The organism is Neobacillus sp. K501, assembly GCF_053749995.1.
Genome location: NZ_JBSLYA010000009.1, coordinates 184326 through 201712, shown reverse-complemented (window position 1 = coordinate 201712; position 17387 = coordinate 184326). Strand labels below are relative to the sequence as shown.

21 protein-coding genes and 1 pseudogene are annotated in these 17387 nt (G+C 39.3%); 8 read left to right on the top strand and 14 right to left on the bottom strand.

Translation table 11 applies throughout. The annotated features are described in order from the left end of the window. Nucleotides 1-301 precede the first annotated feature (301 nt). The 4 genes from ACWM35_RS19660 to ACWM35_RS19645 all read right to left on the bottom strand — a co-directional run bounded on the left by ACWM35_RS19660 (nucleotide 302) and on the right by ACWM35_RS19645 (nucleotide 3255). Nucleotides 302-919: a 3D domain-containing protein gene (locus ACWM35_RS19660; protein ID WP_454820565.1), complete on the bottom strand. Its 618-nt coding sequence runs from the start codon at nucleotides 917-919 to the stop codon at nucleotides 302-304. 138 nt (nucleotides 920-1057) lie between these two features. Beyond that, nucleotides 1058-1381, bottom strand: coding sequence for a YuiB family protein (locus tag ACWM35_RS19655; RefSeq protein WP_454820564.1), 324 nt, complete (start codon nucleotides 1379-1381; stop codon nucleotides 1058-1060). Nucleotides 1382-1683: 302 nt separating this feature from the next. Beyond that, the gene (locus ACWM35_RS19650) at nucleotides 1684-1812 is read right to left on the bottom strand and encodes a YuiA family protein (RefSeq protein ID WP_454820563.1); all 129 of its coding nucleotides are present in this window, start codon (nucleotides 1810-1812) and stop codon (nucleotides 1684-1686) included. A 216-nt stretch (nucleotides 1813-2028) separates the two neighbouring features. Beyond that, nucleotides 2029-3255 (bottom strand): NAD(P)/FAD-dependent oxidoreductase, encoded by a 1227-nt coding sequence (locus ACWM35_RS19645; protein WP_454820562.1) that lies wholly within the window; start codon nucleotides 3253-3255, stop codon nucleotides 2029-2031. A gap of 323 nt (nucleotides 3256-3578) precedes the next feature. Between ACWM35_RS19645 and ACWM35_RS19640 the strand changes: the two genes are divergently transcribed. Continuing rightward, entirely contained in the window at nucleotides 3579-4577 is a 999-nt protein-coding gene (locus ACWM35_RS19640) for an NAD(P)/FAD-dependent oxidoreductase (RefSeq protein ID WP_454820561.1), read from the top strand. A gap of 35 nt (nucleotides 4578-4612) precedes the next feature. Here ACWM35_RS19640 and ACWM35_RS19635 read toward each other — a convergent pair whose 3' ends face one another. Together ACWM35_RS19635 and ACWM35_RS19630 are read right to left on the bottom strand one after the other, a co-directional pair. After that, nucleotides 4613-4978, bottom strand: coding sequence for a HesB/IscA family protein (locus ACWM35_RS19635; RefSeq protein ID WP_454820560.1), 366 nt, complete (start codon nucleotides 4976-4978; stop codon nucleotides 4613-4615). Nucleotides 4979-5114: 136 nt separating this feature from the next. After that, nucleotides 5115-5354, bottom strand: coding sequence for a YuzB family protein (locus ACWM35_RS19630; RefSeq protein WP_454820558.1), 240 nt, complete (start codon nucleotides 5352-5354; stop codon nucleotides 5115-5117). A gap of 253 nt (nucleotides 5355-5607) precedes the next feature. Here ACWM35_RS19630 and ACWM35_RS19625 point away from each other — a divergent pair, with 253 nt between their 5' ends. Then, the gene (locus ACWM35_RS19625; protein WP_454820557.1) at nucleotides 5608-6675 is read left to right on the top strand and encodes an NAD(P)/FAD-dependent oxidoreductase; all 1068 of its coding nucleotides are present in this window, start codon (nucleotides 5608-5610) and stop codon (nucleotides 6673-6675) included. Nucleotides 6676-6709: 34 nt separating this feature from the next. On the opposite strand, the gene ACWM35_RS19620 is transcribed toward ACWM35_RS19625, so the two are convergent. Then, nucleotides 6710-7039 carry a YuzD family protein gene (locus ACWM35_RS19620; protein ID WP_454820556.1) on the bottom strand — a complete coding sequence of 110 codons (330 nt, stop codon included), beginning with the start codon at nucleotides 7037-7039 and terminating at the stop codon, nucleotides 6710-6712. A 151-nt stretch (nucleotides 7040-7190) separates the two neighbouring features. Here ACWM35_RS19620 and ACWM35_RS19615 point away from each other — a divergent pair, with 151 nt between their 5' ends. Then, nucleotides 7191-7427 (top strand): NifU family protein, encoded by a 237-nt coding sequence (locus ACWM35_RS19615; RefSeq protein WP_223591894.1) that lies wholly within the window; start codon nucleotides 7191-7193, stop codon nucleotides 7425-7427. Between the two features lie 53 nt (nucleotides 7428-7480). On the opposite strand, the gene yutH is transcribed toward ACWM35_RS19615, so the two are convergent. After that, entirely contained in the window at nucleotides 7481-8485 is a 1005-nt protein-coding gene (gene yutH / locus ACWM35_RS19610; RefSeq protein ID WP_454820554.1) for a spore coat putative kinase YutH, read from the bottom strand. Nucleotides 8486-8675: 190 nt separating this feature from the next. Here yutH and ACWM35_RS19605 point away from each other — a divergent pair, with 190 nt between their 5' ends. Beyond that, entirely contained in the window at nucleotides 8676-9176 is a 501-nt protein-coding gene (locus ACWM35_RS19605) for a phosphatidylglycerophosphatase A family protein (protein WP_454820553.1), read from the top strand. Nucleotides 9177-9404: 228 nt separating this feature from the next. Here the strand turns inward: ACWM35_RS19605 and ACWM35_RS19600 are convergent, their stop codons facing one another. The 3 genes from ACWM35_RS19600 to ACWM35_RS19590 form a co-directional block, all read right to left on the bottom strand. Beyond that, entirely contained in the window at nucleotides 9405-10169 is a 765-nt protein-coding gene (locus ACWM35_RS19600) for a TIGR01457 family HAD-type hydrolase (protein WP_454820552.1), read from the bottom strand. A gap of 64 nt (nucleotides 10170-10233) precedes the next feature. Further along, a complete protein-coding gene (locus ACWM35_RS19595; protein ID WP_454820551.1) occupies nucleotides 10234-10671 on the bottom strand; it encodes a DUF86 domain-containing protein in 438 nt (145 codons plus the stop codon). A gap of 28 nt (nucleotides 10672-10699) precedes the next feature. Continuing rightward, complete coding sequence (locus tag ACWM35_RS19590; RefSeq protein WP_454820550.1) at nucleotides 10700-11986, bottom strand: EAL domain-containing protein; 1287 nt, start codon at nucleotides 11984-11986, stop codon at nucleotides 10700-10702. 192 nt (nucleotides 11987-12178) lie between these two features. Between ACWM35_RS19590 and ACWM35_RS19585 the strand changes: the two genes are divergently transcribed. Continuing rightward, nucleotides 12179-12445: a DUF3055 domain-containing protein gene (locus tag ACWM35_RS19585; protein WP_454820549.1), complete on the top strand. Its 267-nt coding sequence runs from the start codon at nucleotides 12179-12181 to the stop codon at nucleotides 12443-12445. A gap of 206 nt (nucleotides 12446-12651) precedes the next feature. Next, nucleotides 12652-12933, top strand: coding sequence for a cytosolic protein (locus ACWM35_RS19580; protein WP_454820547.1), 282 nt, complete (start codon nucleotides 12652-12654; stop codon nucleotides 12931-12933). Between the two features lie 273 nt (nucleotides 12934-13206). On the opposite strand, the gene ACWM35_RS19575 is transcribed toward ACWM35_RS19580, so the two are convergent. After that, nucleotides 13207-13482, bottom strand: coding sequence for a YutD family protein (locus ACWM35_RS19575; protein WP_454820546.1), 276 nt, complete (start codon nucleotides 13480-13482; stop codon nucleotides 13207-13209). A gap of 158 nt (nucleotides 13483-13640) precedes the next feature. Between ACWM35_RS19575 and ACWM35_RS19570 the strand changes: the two genes are divergently transcribed. Beyond that, the gene (locus ACWM35_RS19570; protein WP_454820545.1) at nucleotides 13641-14282 is read left to right on the top strand and encodes a YhcN/YlaJ family sporulation lipoprotein; all 642 of its coding nucleotides are present in this window, start codon (nucleotides 13641-13643) and stop codon (nucleotides 14280-14282) included. Between the two features lie 202 nt (nucleotides 14283-14484). On the opposite strand, the pseudogene lipA reads toward ACWM35_RS19570, so the two are convergent. Next, nucleotides 14485-15405 (bottom strand): annotated as a pseudogene (gene lipA, locus ACWM35_RS19565) (lipoyl synthase); the annotation flags it as partial. A gap of 196 nt (nucleotides 15406-15601) precedes the next feature. Here lipA and ACWM35_RS19560 point away from each other — a divergent pair. Beyond that, nucleotides 15602-16549, top strand: a complete 948-nt coding sequence (locus ACWM35_RS19560; protein WP_454820575.1) for a M23 family metallopeptidase — start codon at nucleotides 15602-15604, stop codon at nucleotides 16547-16549. 27 nt (nucleotides 16550-16576) lie between these two features. Here ACWM35_RS19560 and yunB read toward each other — a convergent pair whose 3' ends face one another. After that, nucleotides 16577-17332: a sporulation protein YunB gene (gene yunB / locus ACWM35_RS19555; protein WP_454820543.1), complete on the bottom strand. Its 756-nt coding sequence runs from the start codon at nucleotides 17330-17332 to the stop codon at nucleotides 16577-16579. Nucleotides 17333-17387: the final 55 nt, after the last annotated feature.

The window sequence follows — 17387 nt, the reverse complement described above, 5'->3', positions numbered from 1 at the left end:
TCCACATGTTTTTTCTTGTAAACGGGAAATCAGATGCCTTCTCTGATGCCCGTCCACTTGTTTTTTCTTGTAAAAGGGGAATCAGATGCCTTCTCTGATGCCCGTCCACTTGTTTTTTCTTGTAAAAAGGGAATCTGACGACCATTATAGGGAAATTTTAGAGTTCCACGAGAATCACTCTGAAAAATCTTCAAAAACGTGCTATTTTTGAATTATTAGGTGAATCATCGAGTGATAATTTGAAAACAACATTCTTTGAGAAAAGAGCCTAATTATAAAAAAGGCAGACACTGGGTCTGCGCTATTTCCTCTCAGAACTGATATATTGCTGACGAAAAACCTGCATGGCTTCATCTTCATTTAAGGCTCGTAACTGATCCTCTGTGAGTCTCCCATCTCCATGTTGAATAACATATACTTCAATTTCCTTTTTGCCCCATTCGTTATAGACATCCTCTACCGTTTCAAAATAAAGGTCCACTCTGTTTCCTTTAATCGCTCCGCCTTTATCTGCAACCACCCCGTAACCATAATCAGGAATAAACAGGATCGTTCCAATCGGGAATACATTCAGGTCGGCCGCTACAGTGGAAAATAAATCCCGCTTTACTTTTACTCCTGAAAAAGTAATTCCATATTCAGGATGACCCTGATTCTTTCCCGTTGACTCAAATCCAGCAGTATATCCCGTTGCAACCACAGTCTGCTTGGGATACTTTGACCAATCGAAGGCGTCCTCTAAAGCAGGTGGTGCCCCAGAAACAGTCTGACTGGAAGTTTCCTGAGCTTCAAAATGAAAAAATTGTTTGAAAAGCGACCCGGCTTCTACACCGGAGATTGATTGAAAAGTAACAATTAAGGCCAATAAGAACAAAACGGTCATAAATATTCGCTTTGTCCAATTTTTCAACTTATTCATTAATATTTTCACTCCTCCCAAAATATTCATTCCCAACATCCAAGGAAATATTCAAAAATGGAGTAAAAATGATTAACTCACACAGAAAATTCAGACAAAGAGACAAAAAAAAAGACTCTTTACCAGATGGTAAAAAGTCTAAAACATTTGATATCCGTTCTTCCGTAATAGTTTAATTGTAATACCAGCGACAATCGCACCCGCTAATCCACTGACTAAAATTAAAATATCTGCCGTTGCAAGTGAAGTGATTCTTTCCCCAAGATCGGTAAATGCCGGCTTACTATTTGTAAAATACTCTATAAATTTCACTTTATCGACTATAAAGATGGCAACAATTGGGTAAATAATCGCCATGATCCAAGACATTCTTAAAAGCATATTTAGAATAAAACCAATTCCAAAGAATAAAACAAAAAATAACAAAATCGAGATAATTAATACAACAATGCTCATTTGCATTGCAAAATTCCCCCTTTACACATCAATAATTAGTTTACTGAATGTCAAATAGGGAGTCAATATTTACGGTTATGAATATTATTCATGTTATATTAAAAGGCTGTGATAAACATGCAAGTTGATTTCCACTCCAGGCGCTTCGCTTTCCGCGGGCGGTCCGTGGAGCCTCCTCGTCGCTTCAATCAACTCAGTTAAAAAATCAACTATGTTTTTTGTAACAGCACCCAAAAAAATAGCCCCCCGAATTGATTCATGGAAGCTATTGCCTGGCTTTTATTGATATTTTTTGCATACCTCTTACCTCACTCTTTCTTCTTTCCAGTACCTCCACAGCAGGAACAAGTTTCAGATCCACCTAATAATAATTGAAAATAGCCAGTTCCTGAACAATAATCACACTGTTTTTTGTCCAAGCTAGTAGTTGTTGTCATTCATTTCATCTCCTTAAATTATTATTTAAATTTTCAGATAATAATAACAAGGATTTCTTAAAAAGAAAAGGACGAAATTTAGGCAAATCAGGAAAAGAAAACGGATACATCGATTGTTTCCTTACATTTTCGAAGGGTTGCTTTAATTTTCTAAAAATTTAGAAAATGAGTAGAGCTAATGACAAGCAAAGGGGCAGATTACTCTGCCCCTCCCTTTTAGAATACGTTAAATTTTCCTTTTTTCATTACAAGTCCAGCTCCGCCAATCATATATAGTGATCGATTGTCGACGACTTTCTTCATGAAGGATGCTTTTGCACCGGTAACCTTCTTACCGAATACAACACCAATCGCATCATCTTCCCCAAGGGAGCAAACTGTACCTTTATTATCAAACGTAAAGGACTCAAGCTCAGCTTTATTCCGAACTAACGCAACTAAGTTACGGGCAACGACTTCACCTTGCTGCATCGCAATTTGTGCAGTCGGAGGATAAGGGCGATTGATTTCTTCATTGATCACAAGTGAGCTGTCACCAATAATAAACACATCGTCAAATCCTGGGACACGAAGATCTGGCTGCACCTTCACACGGCCTCTCATTGCTTCGAAACCAGATTTTTCAATGATAGAGTTTCCACGGACACCAGCTGCCCATACAACGGTACCAGCTTTGATTTCACGTGTTTCTTCCTCACCTTTTGCCACAAAAATACCTTCTGGCGTAGCTTCTTTAATCGCTGTACCGATTAAGAATTCTACCCCTTTACGCTCTAGTTGTGAAACCGCATAGTCCACTAATTCTGGATCAAAACCAGGAAGTACAGTAGGAGCAGCTTCCACACAGATGATTTTCACTTTATGGAAATCAACATCGTACTCGTGGCAAAGCTCAGGAATACGGTTTGTTAACTCACCAAGGAATTCGATCCCAGTAAATCCAGCACCGCCAACAACGATAACTAAGCGGTTGTCATTTTTTTCTTCTTCCATATTATACGTTGCAAATTGATATTCAATATGCTCACGTAGTTGACGAGAAGAGTTCACATTTGTAATTCCAAAGGCATACTCTTTCAAACCTTTAATACCGAATGTTTCTGGTTCGCCGCCAAGTGCAATGACAAGGTAGTCATAGTTCACTTCGCCTTTTTCCAAAATAACCTTTTTCTCTTCTTTATTGATTTCAACAACGGTATCTTGGACAAAATCAACTTTACTTTTGTCAATTACGTCACGAATATCATAACGAACACGATCATGATGAAGAGTTCCTGCAGAAGCCTCATGCAGCCATGTAGTTTCATAATGGTAGTCATTTTTATTAATTAAAACAATATCTGCTTCATTTACACCGATTAACTTTTGCAACCTAACAGTTGTCATAAGCCCGCCGTATCCAGCACCGACGATTACGATTTTTGGCTTTCTCAAAGTAATCACTTCCACCTTTTTTATAATTTTTTATAAAATTGTTGTTCTTATCTTCCTCTTGTTCTAAGTTTTTTATTTTGATATGAGGAAAAAAGTATGTGATATAATTCACTTACATAGTCATAAAAATGTTCTTTTTTTGTCACAGAATATTAACAATCTATCCTCAATACATATTATGCTATTCTCTTCACATTTTCAAGTGATTTATGATAAAAATATCATCAAATTCACCTATTTTAGCCGTCCCAATTCCCCCCAGAAGTTGTGAGGATATTCTGAATTTGATATGATTAAGAATAGAGTTACCATACATATTGGGGGGATACGGAGTGCAAGAAAATCAAAACGTTTATGACATTACAATCATCGGGGGCGGTCCTGCAGGTCTATTCACTGCCTTTTACGGTGGAATGAGACAAGCTTCCGTTAAGATCATCGAAAGCTTGCCACAATTAGGCGGACAATTATCGGCTCTATACCCAGAAAAATATATTTATGATGTTGCTGGTTTTCCAAAAGTTCGTGCACAAGAACTGATTGATAATCTTAAAGAACAAATGGCAAAGTTCGAGCCAACCGTTGCCCTCGAGCAATCAGTTGAAAAATTAGAAAAGCAGGATGATGGGGTATTTAAATTAACAACGAATACGGAAATTCATTATTCCAAAACCGTCATTATTACAGCTGGTAATGGTGCCTTCCAACCCCGTCGCTTGGAATTAGGAAGCGCAGTCCAGTATGAAAAGAAAAATCTACATTATTTCATAGATGACCTTAATAAATTTGCCGGCCAAAAAGTAGTGGTTTTTGGCGGCGGCGATTCAGCGGTTGACTGGGCATTAATGCTTGAACCAATCGCTGAGCAAGTAACGATTGTTCACCGCAGAGACAAGTTCCGTGCTCATGAACACAGTGTTGAAAACCTCCATAATTCTAAGGTAGTTGTAAAAACTCCTTTTATACCAGCTAAGTTAATTGGCGATGACAGCGGGATTAAGCAAGTAGTCCTGGAAGGTGCGAATGGAGAAGGAAAAGAAACTCTTGATGTTGATGCTGTTATTTGTAACTATGGCTTCGTTTCTTCTCTAGGACCGATTAAAGAATGGGGCTTAGAAATTGAGAAGAATTCTATCGTGGTCAATTCTAAAATGGAAACAAACATCCCAGGCATCTATGCTGCCGGCGATATTTGTACTTATGAAGGCAAAGTAAAATTAATCGCCTGTGGTTTTGGCGAGGCTCCAACTGCTGTTAATAACGCTAAAGCGTTCATCGATCCAAAAGCAAAGATCCAACCATTACACAGCTCATCGATGTTTGGTAAATGATACTACAAAAGGCGTCCTATGGACGCCTTCTTCGTTTAGCATTCTTCTGGTGTACCCGTAGCTGTTGCTGTACGGAAAGAGGAACCGCATCCGCACGAGGCAATCGCGTTCGGATTTTCGATCGTAAAGCCGCCGCCCATCATGGATTCTTTATAATCAATCTTTGTACCATTTAATATTGGTGCGCTCTCATTATCGACAACAATTTGAATCCCATGCTGCTCAAGCTGGATATCCTCAGCCTTCGCTTCATGTTCAAAGCCCATTCCATAGGATAATCCACTACAGCCTCCACCTTTTACGCTAACACGTAAAAAGGCTCCTTCTTCTTCATTATGCTTCATCATGTCTTTTATATGCAAAGCCGCAGCTTCCGTTAAAATCACAACATTATTACTCATTATGCTTCCTCCTTAAATTGAGGTCTTTCTTAATAGTATATACACTGTATGTTAAGGACTCAACAAATTAGTTTCATAAAAATAAAGGGAGCTTTATTCGCCCCCTTTTAATTTGTCTAGCTTCTGCTTTTCTATTTTAAAACATCGGATTTTCATCCAGGTATTGGTAAATATTATCCACTAATTCATCAGGTGTTTCGCCTGTTACGACTTCTCCATTTACAAGTGCGTATAGGGACGAGGCACATTTACCACAATAACCAAGACAACCATATTCAATGATATCCAAATTCGGATCTCTTTCTAGTTTCTCCAGTGCTTTTTGCGCACCACTGGCCAGATTACTAATACAAAATTCGATAATAGGCTTAATCATGGCTCTCACCTCTCCACAATTCATTATCCTACTCTATTTTACAATTATCGTCAAATACCATGTTTTATATAAACCTGTCAATTAAATTGTTATATGTGTTGTTATTTTGTCATAATTCAGATATACTTTTTTATGGATTTGAAGATACTATTCTAATATTTATCATATTTTAATCCTAGCCTGCTAGGTCTAATAATTTTTTAATTTTGACATTGAAAACATGACATCTGGTAAACAAAAGGGGAAATAAAACATGAAAAACCTTGTTATTCTCGGCGGTGGATACGGTGGAATGAAGATGTTGAGCGAGCTTCTTCCCAACCATTTACCTGAGGATGTAATGATTACTCTGATTGACCGCGTACCATACCATTGTTTAAAAACAGAATATTATGCATTAGCTGCTGGAACGGTTTCTGATAAAGAGGTCCGTGTTTCCTTTCCAGAACATCCCGGGGTTACGATCAAGTATGGGGAAGTGATTGGAATTGACAGGGATACGAAAAAGGTCCTGTTAAATAATGATGAACCCGTATCATATGATGATTTAGTCATTGGTCTTGGCTGTGAAGATAAATATCACGGTGTCCCTGGTGCTGACCAGTTTACTTATAGCATTCAAAGCATTGAAAAGTCCCGCGAAACTTACTCCATTTTGAACAACTTAGGACCAGGATCTGTTGTCGGTATTGTCGGAGCAGGTCTTAGTGGTGTGGAGCTTGCCAGTGAACTAAGTGAAAGCCGTAGTGACTTAAAAATTAAGCTGTTTGACAGAGGAAAGCATATTCTCTCTGACTTCCCTGACCGCTTAAGTAAATATGTTGAAAATTGGTTTCATAAAAATAATGTTGAAATTATTAACAATTCAAATATCACAAAGGTTGAAGAAAATACCCTTTATAATCACGATACCCCCATTACCTGTGATGTCATTGTCTGGACAGCAGGGATTCAAGCGAATAAGGTTGTACGTGAATTAGGGGAAGAAACCGATCGTTTAGGAAGATTAATTATCACCCCTCGTCATCATTTACCTAATGATGAACATGTTTTTATCCTAGGTGATTGTGCAAGCCTTCCTCACGCCCCAAGTGCTCAATTAGCTGAGGGACAGGCTGAACAAATCGTTGAGGTGCTGCGAAAGCGTTGGAATGGCGAAGAACCTCCTGAAACCTTCCCAACGATTAAGTTAAAAGGTGTGCTTGGTTCCCTAGGGAAAAAACATGGATTCGGAATGATGGCTGACAGAGCCATCACAGGCCGTGTTGCCCGCCTATTAAAATCTGGAGTTCTTTGGCTTTATAAATATCATAATGGTTGATTTAAAAAGGAAGCATCGCAGGATGCTTCCTTTTTTATGCTTCTCCTTTATACCCGTACTTTTCCATCTCTGAAAAAATAGTTTTTAATCGCGGATTCCCTTCGCCGACAACTTTTTCTTTTATTACAACTACAGGATAAAACATATCTTCCTCTATTACACGTTTAGCAAAATTCTCTTTTTCACTTTCTGTTGGCGGCTGATGAATGTCTACATAAGTGATTTTAAAAGGCTGATTAGGATATTTCCTGCCAATCGCCGCCTCCAGCCATTCAAATGTTTCTTTCGATGAAGGCAGATTTACACAGCTTGGACATAGTTGTTCCGCACCATAAAGGACAATCTCAACTTCCGTTATCGTCATGATATCAGTCCTTACTTTTTCTTTTATTTTACATCATATAAACTATAAAAACATAAAAATATGTCTCAATTTGTGTGATTTCCCATTTCGTGAGAATGGATTTTTACTGTCAATCACATTATAATATAAGGTAGGAAAGGAGACGATAAGTATGGCAGAACAAGAAATGTTTGAGCAAGTTCAAGAAGTATTAGATAAATTACGTCCATTTCTTCTTCGCGATGGCGGGGATTGTGAATTAGTTGATGTTGAGGATGGTATTGTTAAACTTCGATTACTGGGTGCATGTGGAAGCTGCCCAAGCTCAACAATCACTCTTAAAGCAGGAATTGAAAGAGCTCTTTTAGAAGAGGTTCCTGGCGTTGTTGAAGTAGAGCAAGTGTTCTAAAAAACGTTGCAACATTCCAAAGCGATTGCTAACACTAGCAATCGCTTTTTTAACTACTTAATAAGCAGCCACTCTAACTGTGGTATTGTTTTTATTGGAGCCCCTGCCGTTTGAAAGAAACGGCTTAAAAAGCGTTCATATTCGCTGGACTGTTTTAGGATTTTCATTAGCCTTTCTTCTAAAAGCTTTTTTTCCTGCTCAGACTGAGTTATATAATAATTTTCTATACACTCAAAGTAATGAAGCGGAAATAATAACCGTGAAAATAACAGCCGCCACGAAAAGGACGATAACGGGGCAACGGTTTGATAATCAGCAAAAAATTGCTTAACATCAAGCTCGTACGTTTGGGTATTTCGGAAATACCTTTCCCTCGTCCATTCCGCAAGATCACGGCTCCGATGATCAAACACCCAATCCAATGGGTTTTTAATATAATATTGTTCACCCCAAGTTTTTGTGGTGAAGCGTTCATGACAAACCGTACCGCTGTCAGATTCCAATGGTTCATCATCAATTTCTGTATCTACTAAATATTGAATCGCGTTCTCTGATAAACCAATATAATAGGGAAAGGAGTCGATAAACATTCTTTCAAATTCATCCTCAGGTGTTTGAAACAGCATATCATTCCAAACCTTTTCGATTTGATCAAGCCGCTTTTCCCAAAGTTGCTTCCACTGTCCAATTCTACTCGATCTTTCAATTTTAAAAGGTACTGTTTTTCCCCTTTCATGAAACTTCGCGAGCTTTCGTCCTAATTTTAACTTTGCTGGCTTCTCATTTTGGCGATTAGCCATCACACAATATTGGGTTTCCTCCCAAGACGTAATGAAGCCTCCGTCATTTGATGGTAGAAAGGCGGGGACATGTAAATCTCCAGTATTCCTTAAATGCTCAGCGATTCTTTCTAACTCGATAATATCATTCGCTTCCCTGCCGCCTGTTTTTGCTACTAGATAAAGCCAGCCATTTCCCCGCAATGCATCAAGGGAGTCCAGTTTTACATACTCACTTACCTCTATCCCATACTGACTCTGGAGTAATTTTTGCAGCATTGGTCCACCTCTTCTCATTGGCTACTCATATTAATATATATGACAACATATTTTTAAAAAGTATAAGAAAAACAATATCTGAGAAATATGTAAGAGGAATACTTCGTTTGTTACTTTTCAAAATAACATGCATATGTTATGAATTAAGAGTATATATTTAGTGAAAATTCAAAGAAAAGGTGATCATTGGATGGCAGAAGACAAAAAAATGGATTTGACCGAAGAAACGGCACGAAGATGGATTAAAGAAAGAGGCGTAACCATTCAGGATATTGCCGATTTAGTCTATTTTTTACAGCAAAAATACCACGAAAACTTAAAAATGGAAGACTGCATCGCAAATGTCGAGCGAGTCCTTTCAAAACGCGAAGTCCAAAACGCCATCATTACAGGAATCCAACTGGATATGCTTGCTGAAAAAGGCATGCTCGAAGAACCCATTCAATCCATCATTAAAACAGATGAAAGCCTATACGGCGTCGACGAGATTCTTGCTTTATCGATCGTCAATGTCTATGGATCGATTGGATTTACCAATTACGGCTACATCGATAAACAAAAGCCAGGTATCCTTGCCCACTTAAATGATAAATCAACGGGAGAATGCCATACCTTTTTAGATGATATCATTGGCGCCATTGCAGCAGCTGCCTCAAGCAGACTCGCCCACCGTGCACAAAATGTTGAATAGAATAGAAAAGCGGAAGCGCCTTGACCAGGGGCGATATAGGGAGAATTAGCGATTGGCGAAGCCAGAGCTTAGTCTCCCTTAATGCGTACAGTTTCTGTAGCCAGGCATAAGACGAGCCGGCGAGAAGGTTGCTCTTTAACCTTCTTGATGGATTGGCTTATGACCCCGAGCCCCTAGGCGCTGCAGCTAGACAATGCTGATAAAAGGATGGATTGCTCCATCCTTTTTCTACGGCTCCCATTGGTCTAAGGAGTCAATCGCATAAGTAGGCATGCGGTTATAGTTTGAAAGTAATTCCTTCGTGGTAACACCTGTATGAACTAGGAGCGTATCCAGCCCAGCATTCATCCCAGCCAATATATCCGTATCATAATAGTCCCCTACCATTAACGTCTCTTCCTTAGCAGTCCCTAAAATCTTAAGCGCCTGTTCCATGATGATCGATTCTGGCTTTCCAATAAAGATTGGCTTTGTTTGTGTGGAGACGGCGATCACAGAGGTGAGTGAACCATTGCCAGGGAGCAAGCCGCGCTCAGTTGGAATGGCGATATCTGCGTTCGTTGAAATAAAAACCGCACCATTTCGAACTGCTAGGCAGGCAACAGCCAATTTTTCATAACTAATTTCACGATCAATTCCAATTACAACATACTCAGCATTTTCTCCTGCAAATGAAAACTTCCTTTCTTCCAATGCAGTTTGAATTCCTTCCTCACCAATAGCATAAACGGAAGCATTTTGCTTTTGCTCATAAATATAATTAGCCGTTGCCTGACTTGTTGTAAAAACCTGATGTTCCTCAGTGGGAATGTCGAATTCACGAAGCTTTTGAGCGACCTGTTCAGGTGTTCGCGATGAATTATTAGTAACAAATAAATAGGGGATACCTTTAGCATATAATTTTTTCACAAAATCTGCCGCTGCTTCGATTTTTTCCGTACCCTTATACATCGTCCCATCCAGATCAATTAAATAGCCCTTATATGATTTCAATTTCATCACTCCTAAATGTATTATCTCCATCGCAAAAGAAAAGACCGCAAGCGCGGTCAAATAATTATTTTTTAAATGCGGTTACCGTTCCCAATTCATTCTGTAGATAATCGCGTACGTTAGCAGGAAACACCTCTAGCGCATGGAGATGATAGGCAAATTGCTTTTGAAGTTCGCTATGATCAACTTCGGTATACATTTGAACAAGTATTTTCCTAAATTGAACGATAACTTTTAAACTTTTCCCTGCTTCAGCAGAAATAACCTTTTCATCGATGAGAATTTCAATGATATCCTCATAACTGCCAGGATCCCGCATGATAAAGCCATCAATCATGGCGTTGCCCACATCTAAGAAAGCTTCTATCATCAAATGAGTCAAACGTTCTAAAGCCGCTTTTTCCAGAGGAGAAGTCCATTTTTCCTGACTTAAAAATAGATTGATTTGCTTTTCGATAAATTGTAATGTTATTTCAATTTTTTCACGATCAACAAAATACATTCTGATCCACTTCCTTGTTAGTGATTACCTATGTAGCAATACCTTCAACAAATTCTGTCGGGCGCGCATAGAAATAGCCCTGAGCTAAGTCAACATTGTTTCTCGATAAGACTAACGCCTCATTTTCATTTTCGATACCTTCGGCTACCACAAGGGAACCTGCCTCTCTCGCCACTAGCAGTAACCCTTTTAACATCGATTCCTTGACTGAATTTTTATCAATATTTTCTATCACGGAACGATCGATTTTAATAATATCAGGCATAATTTCACTAATCGTATTTAGACTTGCATAGCCTGCTCCAGTATCATCAACGGCAATCTTAAAGCCCATCACACGCAACACTTTAATATTATAAATAAAGTCCTTTAGTCCTTCAATCGAATCCCGCTCTGTTACCTCAAAGGTAATTTGTTTTGGTGAAATCCCCCGATATTTCTGGAGTAATTTTTTCAAATCTCGAGTAAATCGCATATTTCCAAGTGTAATCGGTGTGCAGTTCACGAAAATATCTTGACGGAATCGCGTTGCTTTAACTTGCTGCAACAATTTTTCTATAACAATCATCTCGAGTTCATACAAGCGTCCTGTCTGTCGAGCCACAGAAAAAAGCGGCAATGGCGATTCTAACGCAGTTCCTTTTGGTCCTCTAGTCAGCATTTCCCAGGCCCGAATTTCTTTGGTAGCAACATCTATAATTGGCTGGGCTAACAACGTGATTGTCTTTTGGTTGATGATTTTATTTATCGTGAATATCATTTCATTTAATTCAGATTGTACTCTTTTTTCAGCCATCGCCATCGCTTGTCTATGGGCCCTTAAAATGGATTCCTGAATGGAAAAATCATTTTTTTCAATAAACATATAGCCAGTTTCAAATACTGGTTGTATCGATGGGTAGAGTTCGATCATACCATGTTCGACTTCATAGGTGATTTTTTTCATCACAATATCAATATTGGAAATACAGTGCCGGTCCTGATTCATTTTCATAATCAAGGAAACTCCGTCTCCATAATGATCATGAAGCGTAATGACATCCTTGCTATTCACTTCTTGTTCGATATAGATTTGAAAAAACTTCTTTAGCTTTTTCATTAATTGAGCATGCTGCTGTCTCCCGATTTGGTCAAACAAATCTTGTTGATTAACTAAATTAAAAACAATAATCGCTACCTCATGCCCTTCTTGGAATGCTTTTGACACCCCTTCCAAAACCGGGTTACGTAAATTGAATTGCGGAGGGTAATAACGAATGGACGAAAGAGGTAACAGAAGTTTTCCCCACTGCATGACACTTTTTGCTTTTTTCATGTAATTACAGTCCACTTGAGTTCATCCCTCTCAGAAGTCAACATATCGACAATAATACATATATTGTAACACAATTTGACATTATCCGTATTTCCTTGTACATAAATTATTTGAATTTTTCTTTCTTTGTGATTCCTTACATTTATTTTGGTAATATAAAGAGGATGAATTTCATTATAAAGGAGCTTACATATGAAAGAACGTTTTTTCTTATATGACGATATAGAGACTAGTAAAACTAGGTTTGTCAGCTTTGTCGGTGACAATCAACGCTTTGATTTAGCAATTGTCCAAACGGATCGTCATTACGGCAAACATCTCGTACTTGATTTACAAGGAAATCGCTTCGCCATTATTGGGGAGGATGATTTAAAAGAAGAAGGATATTTAGAGTACGCCTTCCAGCTTAACGAAGAAGATGCGGAAGAATTACGCTCATTTTTGTCAGAACTACTATAAAGTGAAACTACAATCAGTGGGGGTTTTCTTCATCCCCAACTGATTGTTAGTTGAACCAATCGGGCTTTTTCGGGCAGTTATTCCCTAACCTAAACTTCTTCGCTATTACAAAATTTTTGAGGTGGAGATTTTACTGCCTGTTAAAGCTGGATAAATTTTTTCTCATTCCTTTCTACATACTAATGTAATAAAAAGGAGTGAGGTTTATGGCAGAGAAAAAGTCACCTAAATATTTTGATTTATCGAATGTGGAAAAACAAAAGAATTATCTTACTTTTGAAGAATTTCCTGAGGGTCCCTTTGGATCACCCATTCGTAAAAACGCCCCCGTAGAAAATAAAAGTACACCCTGGGAAGATGGGCAGCGAACCTATAGTAATTTCAACTATGAGGATAAGACCTTTCACCAGAATATTCCACGGCAAATGGAAGGGGCACATCCAACACATGACGACCCGAATACGGATGAGCAGCCGCCTTATTCGTAGAAAAGCGTAAGCGCTCTGTCCAGCGGCGTATGGCCTCCTCGAAAAAGAAAAACGCTTTTCCTTCGTGCGATGCCAATGCTTACGAAGCCTTCCTTTATGGAGCGCTCCAACTGAGATAAAGGAAACACGAAGAGCCGGAGGCGATTCGATGTTGACTTATCGTAGGGCGGAGGGCGAAGGACACTAGCCGCTAGAGCGCTGGAGCTGGACAATTCTCAAAGTGGAACTTTATATTTTCTTAAAGTAAAAAAACTCGCCAAATGGCGAGTTTTTTTACTTTTTTACTTTTTTCATCACAAAATATGCACAGCCGAAATTGCAGTATTCGTACAAATATTCACTCAAGGTGCTGATTTTGGTATCAAATGTTGCTTTTTGATTTTGGTCATCAAAAAAACCTTTTAGCCGCAGCTGCCCATAGCCCCAATCCCCAACAATGTAGTCGTATCTGGATAAAATTTCACTATACCTTGCCTTTAAGGCCTCTTCGTTAAATCCATCTCTATGCTCTTGAACAATTTCGTATGTGGTGCCGTTAATCGTTACCATGAAAATCACCTCAATTTTACCAGCGAATCATCGAAAAGCGGAAGTGCCTTGACCAGACGCTTCTGCTAGCCACTTATTCCCATTATAACCGATTCACCATCAATTACTAAGAAAAAATATCAGTCTTTTGGCTATTCTAAAAAAAGGAGGTGCTTAAAATGAAAAAATTGTCCATCATCGCTGGTTTAAGCCTGTCTCTCTTAGCTGCTGGATGTTCAAAGGACCTAGCAGCCAATCGGGATGTGTATGAAGAAAGTGGCGATACAATCAATGTTAATAATAAAAGAGAAGAGCTTTATAATAAAAATGGCGCCCAAGGAGCCCGAAATATGAGCACCAATTATGGCTTTGTTCGCCATCAAAAGAGTCCTGTCGAAAATGATCAAGGTGGAACAGAGCATTATTCACCGCTTGACCGTGAAAAATTAGCCCATATTATCAGTGAACTTAGTACCGATATGCCAAATGTAAATGATGTCGCTACTCTTGTAACTGACCAAGAAGTGTTGGTTTCCTATAGCACAGATACAAAGGATCGTAATTTAACCGCGGATCAAGTGAAAAGAACAGCAATGTCGGTCGTTCCAAGATATTACCATGTGTATGTTTCTGACAATAAAAATCTAATGCGTGATGTAGAAAATCTGGCAAACCTTGATGCAACGAGCAGAAATGCTCGAAATTCTGTGAATGCGTTAATTAAACAAATGAAACAATCTCCTCAAGGTACGAGAATGATGGAGACAAATGAAAATGAAAACGGTGAAACCCAAGCAGACACAATGAGAAACAATCGTTAATTAGAAGAGCGGAAGCGCCTTGTCCAGGGGCGACAGGCATAAGACGAGCCGGCGAGAAGGTTGCTTTTTAACCTTCTTGCCGGCTTGGCTTATGACCCGAGCCCCTAGGCGCTGGAGCTGGACAATTCTCAAAGTCGAATATTTGTACTTATTTTTCCTAAAAGAAGAGTTCAGCCCCTATGGACTGAACTCTTTCTTGTGTTTATGCTTCCTGTGCTTCTTGTTCGCCTAGCATTTGTTTGTGTTTTGCGGCGGCGTTTACTTGTTCGTCTGCATGGTAAGAGGAACGAACTAACGGACCCGCTTCACAGTGGCTGAAGCCTTTGGTAAGGGCTATGTCACGCAGTTCCGCAAACTCTTCGGGACGATAATATTTTTCAACCTTAATATGGCTCTTTGATGGCTGTAAATACTGTCCAATCGTCATGATATCCACATTGTTTGCACGCAGATCATCCATGACTTCAATAATTTCTTCTTTTGTTTCACCAAGACCAATCATCAAGCTGGACTTAGTTGGTATCGTTGGCTGCATTTCTTTCGCACGGCGTAAAAACTCTAGTGACCGGTCATACTTAGCCCGTGCTCTTACTCTCGGCGTTAGGCGTCTAACTGTTTCAATATTATGGTTCAAAATATCTGGTTTTGCGTCCATTAATAGCTGTAAATTTTCTTCCTTCCCACCCATATCTGAAGGAAGAACTTCAATACTGGTAAATGGATTTTTTCTGCGTATAGCCTTAATCGTTTCAGCAAAAATGGCTGATCCACCATCTTTTAAATCATCCCGAGCAACTGCCGTTACGACAACATGCTTTAAGTTCATTAGTTGCACTGAATCAGCCACGCGTTCTGGCTCCTGCCAGTCCAACTCCGTTGGGAGACCCGTTTTGACCGCACAAAAACGACAGGCACGCGTACAAGTATCACCGAGAATCATAAATGTTGCCGTTCTCCGCTCTGCCCAGCATTCATGAATATTAGGACAACGTGCTTCTTCACAAACAGTATGTAGATTTTTTTCTCGCATCATTTTCTTTAAACCTGTGTAATGTTCATTCGTGTTTAGCTTTATTTTTAACCATTCTGGTTTTCGTAAGTATTCTTCTTTTTTGCTCATTTTTTTCCACCTCTTAAATGAGTTTCTTTACTTCTCTTGCCACTTTAACATAAATTTCATAGGAACGACAAGCGTTCGGACTATTACCAATTATTAACCATTATGAAATGGTCAAGAATTCATAAACTAGAAACGTACTATAATCGGAAGGAGGATTCCTGTGCGGGCATTTCTGTTAATTGGAGCTTTCCTTTTATTAATGAGCTTTTCTCCCAGGGATGCTCATGCTAATGATCCTGATCCCTATCAGGAACGTATGAAGCTTTATAAAAAAGTCGAAACCGTTACGAATATCCCATGGTATTACTTAGCTGCTATTGATCAATATGAGAGAAATATCCGTCAGGTTCGAAAGGATTTACCAAAACCGGATAGTGTGATTGGCATTTATATCCCGCCAGAAAAATGGGCTGGCCAAACCAACCCGAATCCTTTAGAAGAAAATCCTGCAATTATCCAGTTTTTCAATGGTATCGGGGTCGATGGGGATGGGGATGGAAAAGCAAGTCAAAAAAGTGACGAAGATGTCTTATATACTTTTGCCAATTATCTATTATCATATGGGACAGATCACGATAATATAAAAATTGGTTTATGGAACTATTATCATCGTGACAAAACCGTTGGAATTATTGTGGGAAAAGCGAAAATTTACCGCCATTTTGGACGTTTGGAATTAGATGCACACGCTTTTCCAGTTCCAATAAGAAGCAATCACAGCTACCGAAGTACATGGGGTGATGCGCGAGGCTGGGGAGGCAGACGCGTTCATGAAGGGACAGACATTTTTGCCGACTATGGTGTCCCTGTCCGAGCAACCAATTATGGAATTGTGGAAATGAAGGGCTGGAATAAGTTTGGAGGCTGGCGTGTCGGTATCCGCGATATCAATAATACGTATCATTATTTTGCCCATCTTAGTGGCTTTGCAAAAGATGTTCAGGTTGGGCAAATTGTAGAACCAGGGACGGTTATTGGCGGCGTAGGAAGCTCAGGTTATGGACCGCCGGGAACATCAGGTAAATTCCCTCCCCATTTACATTACGGGATGTATAAAGATAATGGCTTTACAGAATGGTCGTTTGACCCAACTCCACACTTACGATTGTGGAAACAGCAAGAACGGGCGAGTATGAATAAGAAATAGGACTGTTCCACTTGATGAACAGTCCTTTTAATTTCCGTTTGCCGGTAGTTGAATCGAAGGGGTAACCCCACCGCCACCATTATTATAAAATTGCGGTACTTCTCCTTGGATTAATTTACCACCTACTGGAATATTTTGTTCAAGTCTTGTAATTTTTGTAGCAAAGGGAGTGATGATTTGTACGGACACTTCTAGATGAATAGACACGTCAATCCATGTATTATTAATTCCCATTGGTTTCGGATTAATTTTTACATCGGGACGGACTTCACCGATTGCATGAAACCTTACAGGGATTTTTGGTCCCAAATTCCCTAGCAAAGCCATATCTGTTGCCTGACCAAGAGGTACATTCCAAACAATTCCTTCCTCTTTTTTTGATTCTACTTCGATATCAACATCTGTTAATCGCTCTAAAGAGGCTAAGTCACCTTTCTCTGCAGCATTAAGATTTTTTTGAATTTCGTTGGTGATCTCTGATAGTTTTTGGTTTATTACTTCTGTTTTTAAACCGGCGCTTGGCTGGGCACCTTCCTGTCCAGGTTCTACCTCTATCACATCGCCTACTTCAACTGTCTTTTTATTAATCGCTTTATTGATAACCTGTGAAGCAATTTGTTTTGTCTTGGATTCTGCGTATCTTATTAACGCTGGCTCAATCCCTTTGTTCACCATCCATACCCCTAATGCCGTGGACAAAAGAAAAAATACAAATGATAGCAGCAGAACATATCGGAAAGGTAACGGTCCCCGTTTTCGCGGACGTACACGAAACTTTGCCAAAAAAATCCCCCCTTACAAGCATATGTATGCAAAAAAGGGTGGAACTAGCCCGGAA

Coding starts and splice junctions, on each gene's coding strand:
- ACWM35_RS19660 (WP_454820565.1), bottom strand. CDS start 919: ATGAATAAGTTGAAAAATTGGACAAAGCGAATATTTATGACCGTTTTG.
- ACWM35_RS19655 (WP_454820564.1), bottom strand. CDS start 1,381: ATGCAAATGAGCATTGTTGTATTAATTATCTCGATTTTGTTATTTTTT.
- ACWM35_RS19650 (WP_454820563.1), bottom strand. CDS start 1,812: ATGACAACAACTACTAGCTTGGACAAAAAACAGTGTGATTATTGTTCA.
- ACWM35_RS19635 (WP_454820560.1), bottom strand. CDS start 4,978: ATGAGTAATAATGTTGTGATTTTAACGGAAGCTGCGGCTTTGCATATA.
- ACWM35_RS19630 (WP_454820558.1), bottom strand. CDS start 5,354: ATGATTAAGCCTATTATCGAATTTTGTATTAGTAATCTGGCCAGTGGT.
- ACWM35_RS19625 (WP_454820557.1), top strand. CDS start 5,608: ATGAAAAACCTTGTTATTCTCGGCGGTGGATACGGTGGAATGAAGATG.
- ACWM35_RS19620 (WP_454820556.1), bottom strand. CDS start 7,039: ATGACGATAACGGAAGTTGAGATTGTCCTTTATGGTGCGGAACAACTA.
- ACWM35_RS19615 (WP_223591894.1), top strand. CDS start 7,191: ATGGCAGAACAAGAAATGTTTGAGCAAGTTCAAGAAGTATTAGATAAA.
- yutH (WP_454820554.1), bottom strand. CDS start 8,485: ATGCTGCAAAAATTACTCCAGAGTCAGTATGGGATAGAGGTAAGTGAG.
- ACWM35_RS19605 (WP_454820553.1), top strand. CDS start 8,676: ATGGCAGAAGACAAAAAAATGGATTTGACCGAAGAAACGGCACGAAGA.
- ACWM35_RS19595 (WP_454820551.1), bottom strand. CDS start 10,671: ATGTATTTTGTTGATCGTGAAAAAATTGAAATAACATTACAATTTATC.
- ACWM35_RS19590 (WP_454820550.1), bottom strand. CDS start 11,986: ATGAAAAAAGCAAAAAGTGTCATGCAGTGGGGAAAACTTCTGTTACCT.
- ACWM35_RS19585 (WP_454820549.1), top strand. CDS start 12,179: ATGAAAGAACGTTTTTTCTTATATGACGATATAGAGACTAGTAAAACT.
- ACWM35_RS19580 (WP_454820547.1), top strand. CDS start 12,652: ATGGCAGAGAAAAAGTCACCTAAATATTTTGATTTATCGAATGTGGAA.
- ACWM35_RS19575 (WP_454820546.1), bottom strand. CDS start 13,482: ATGGTAACGATTAACGGCACCACATACGAAATTGTTCAAGAGCATAGA.
- ACWM35_RS19570 (WP_454820545.1), top strand. CDS start 13,641: ATGAAAAAATTGTCCATCATCGCTGGTTTAAGCCTGTCTCTCTTAGCT.
- ACWM35_RS19560 (WP_454820575.1), top strand. CDS start 15,602: ATGAGCTTTTCTCCCAGGGATGCTCATGCTAATGATCCTGATCCCTAT.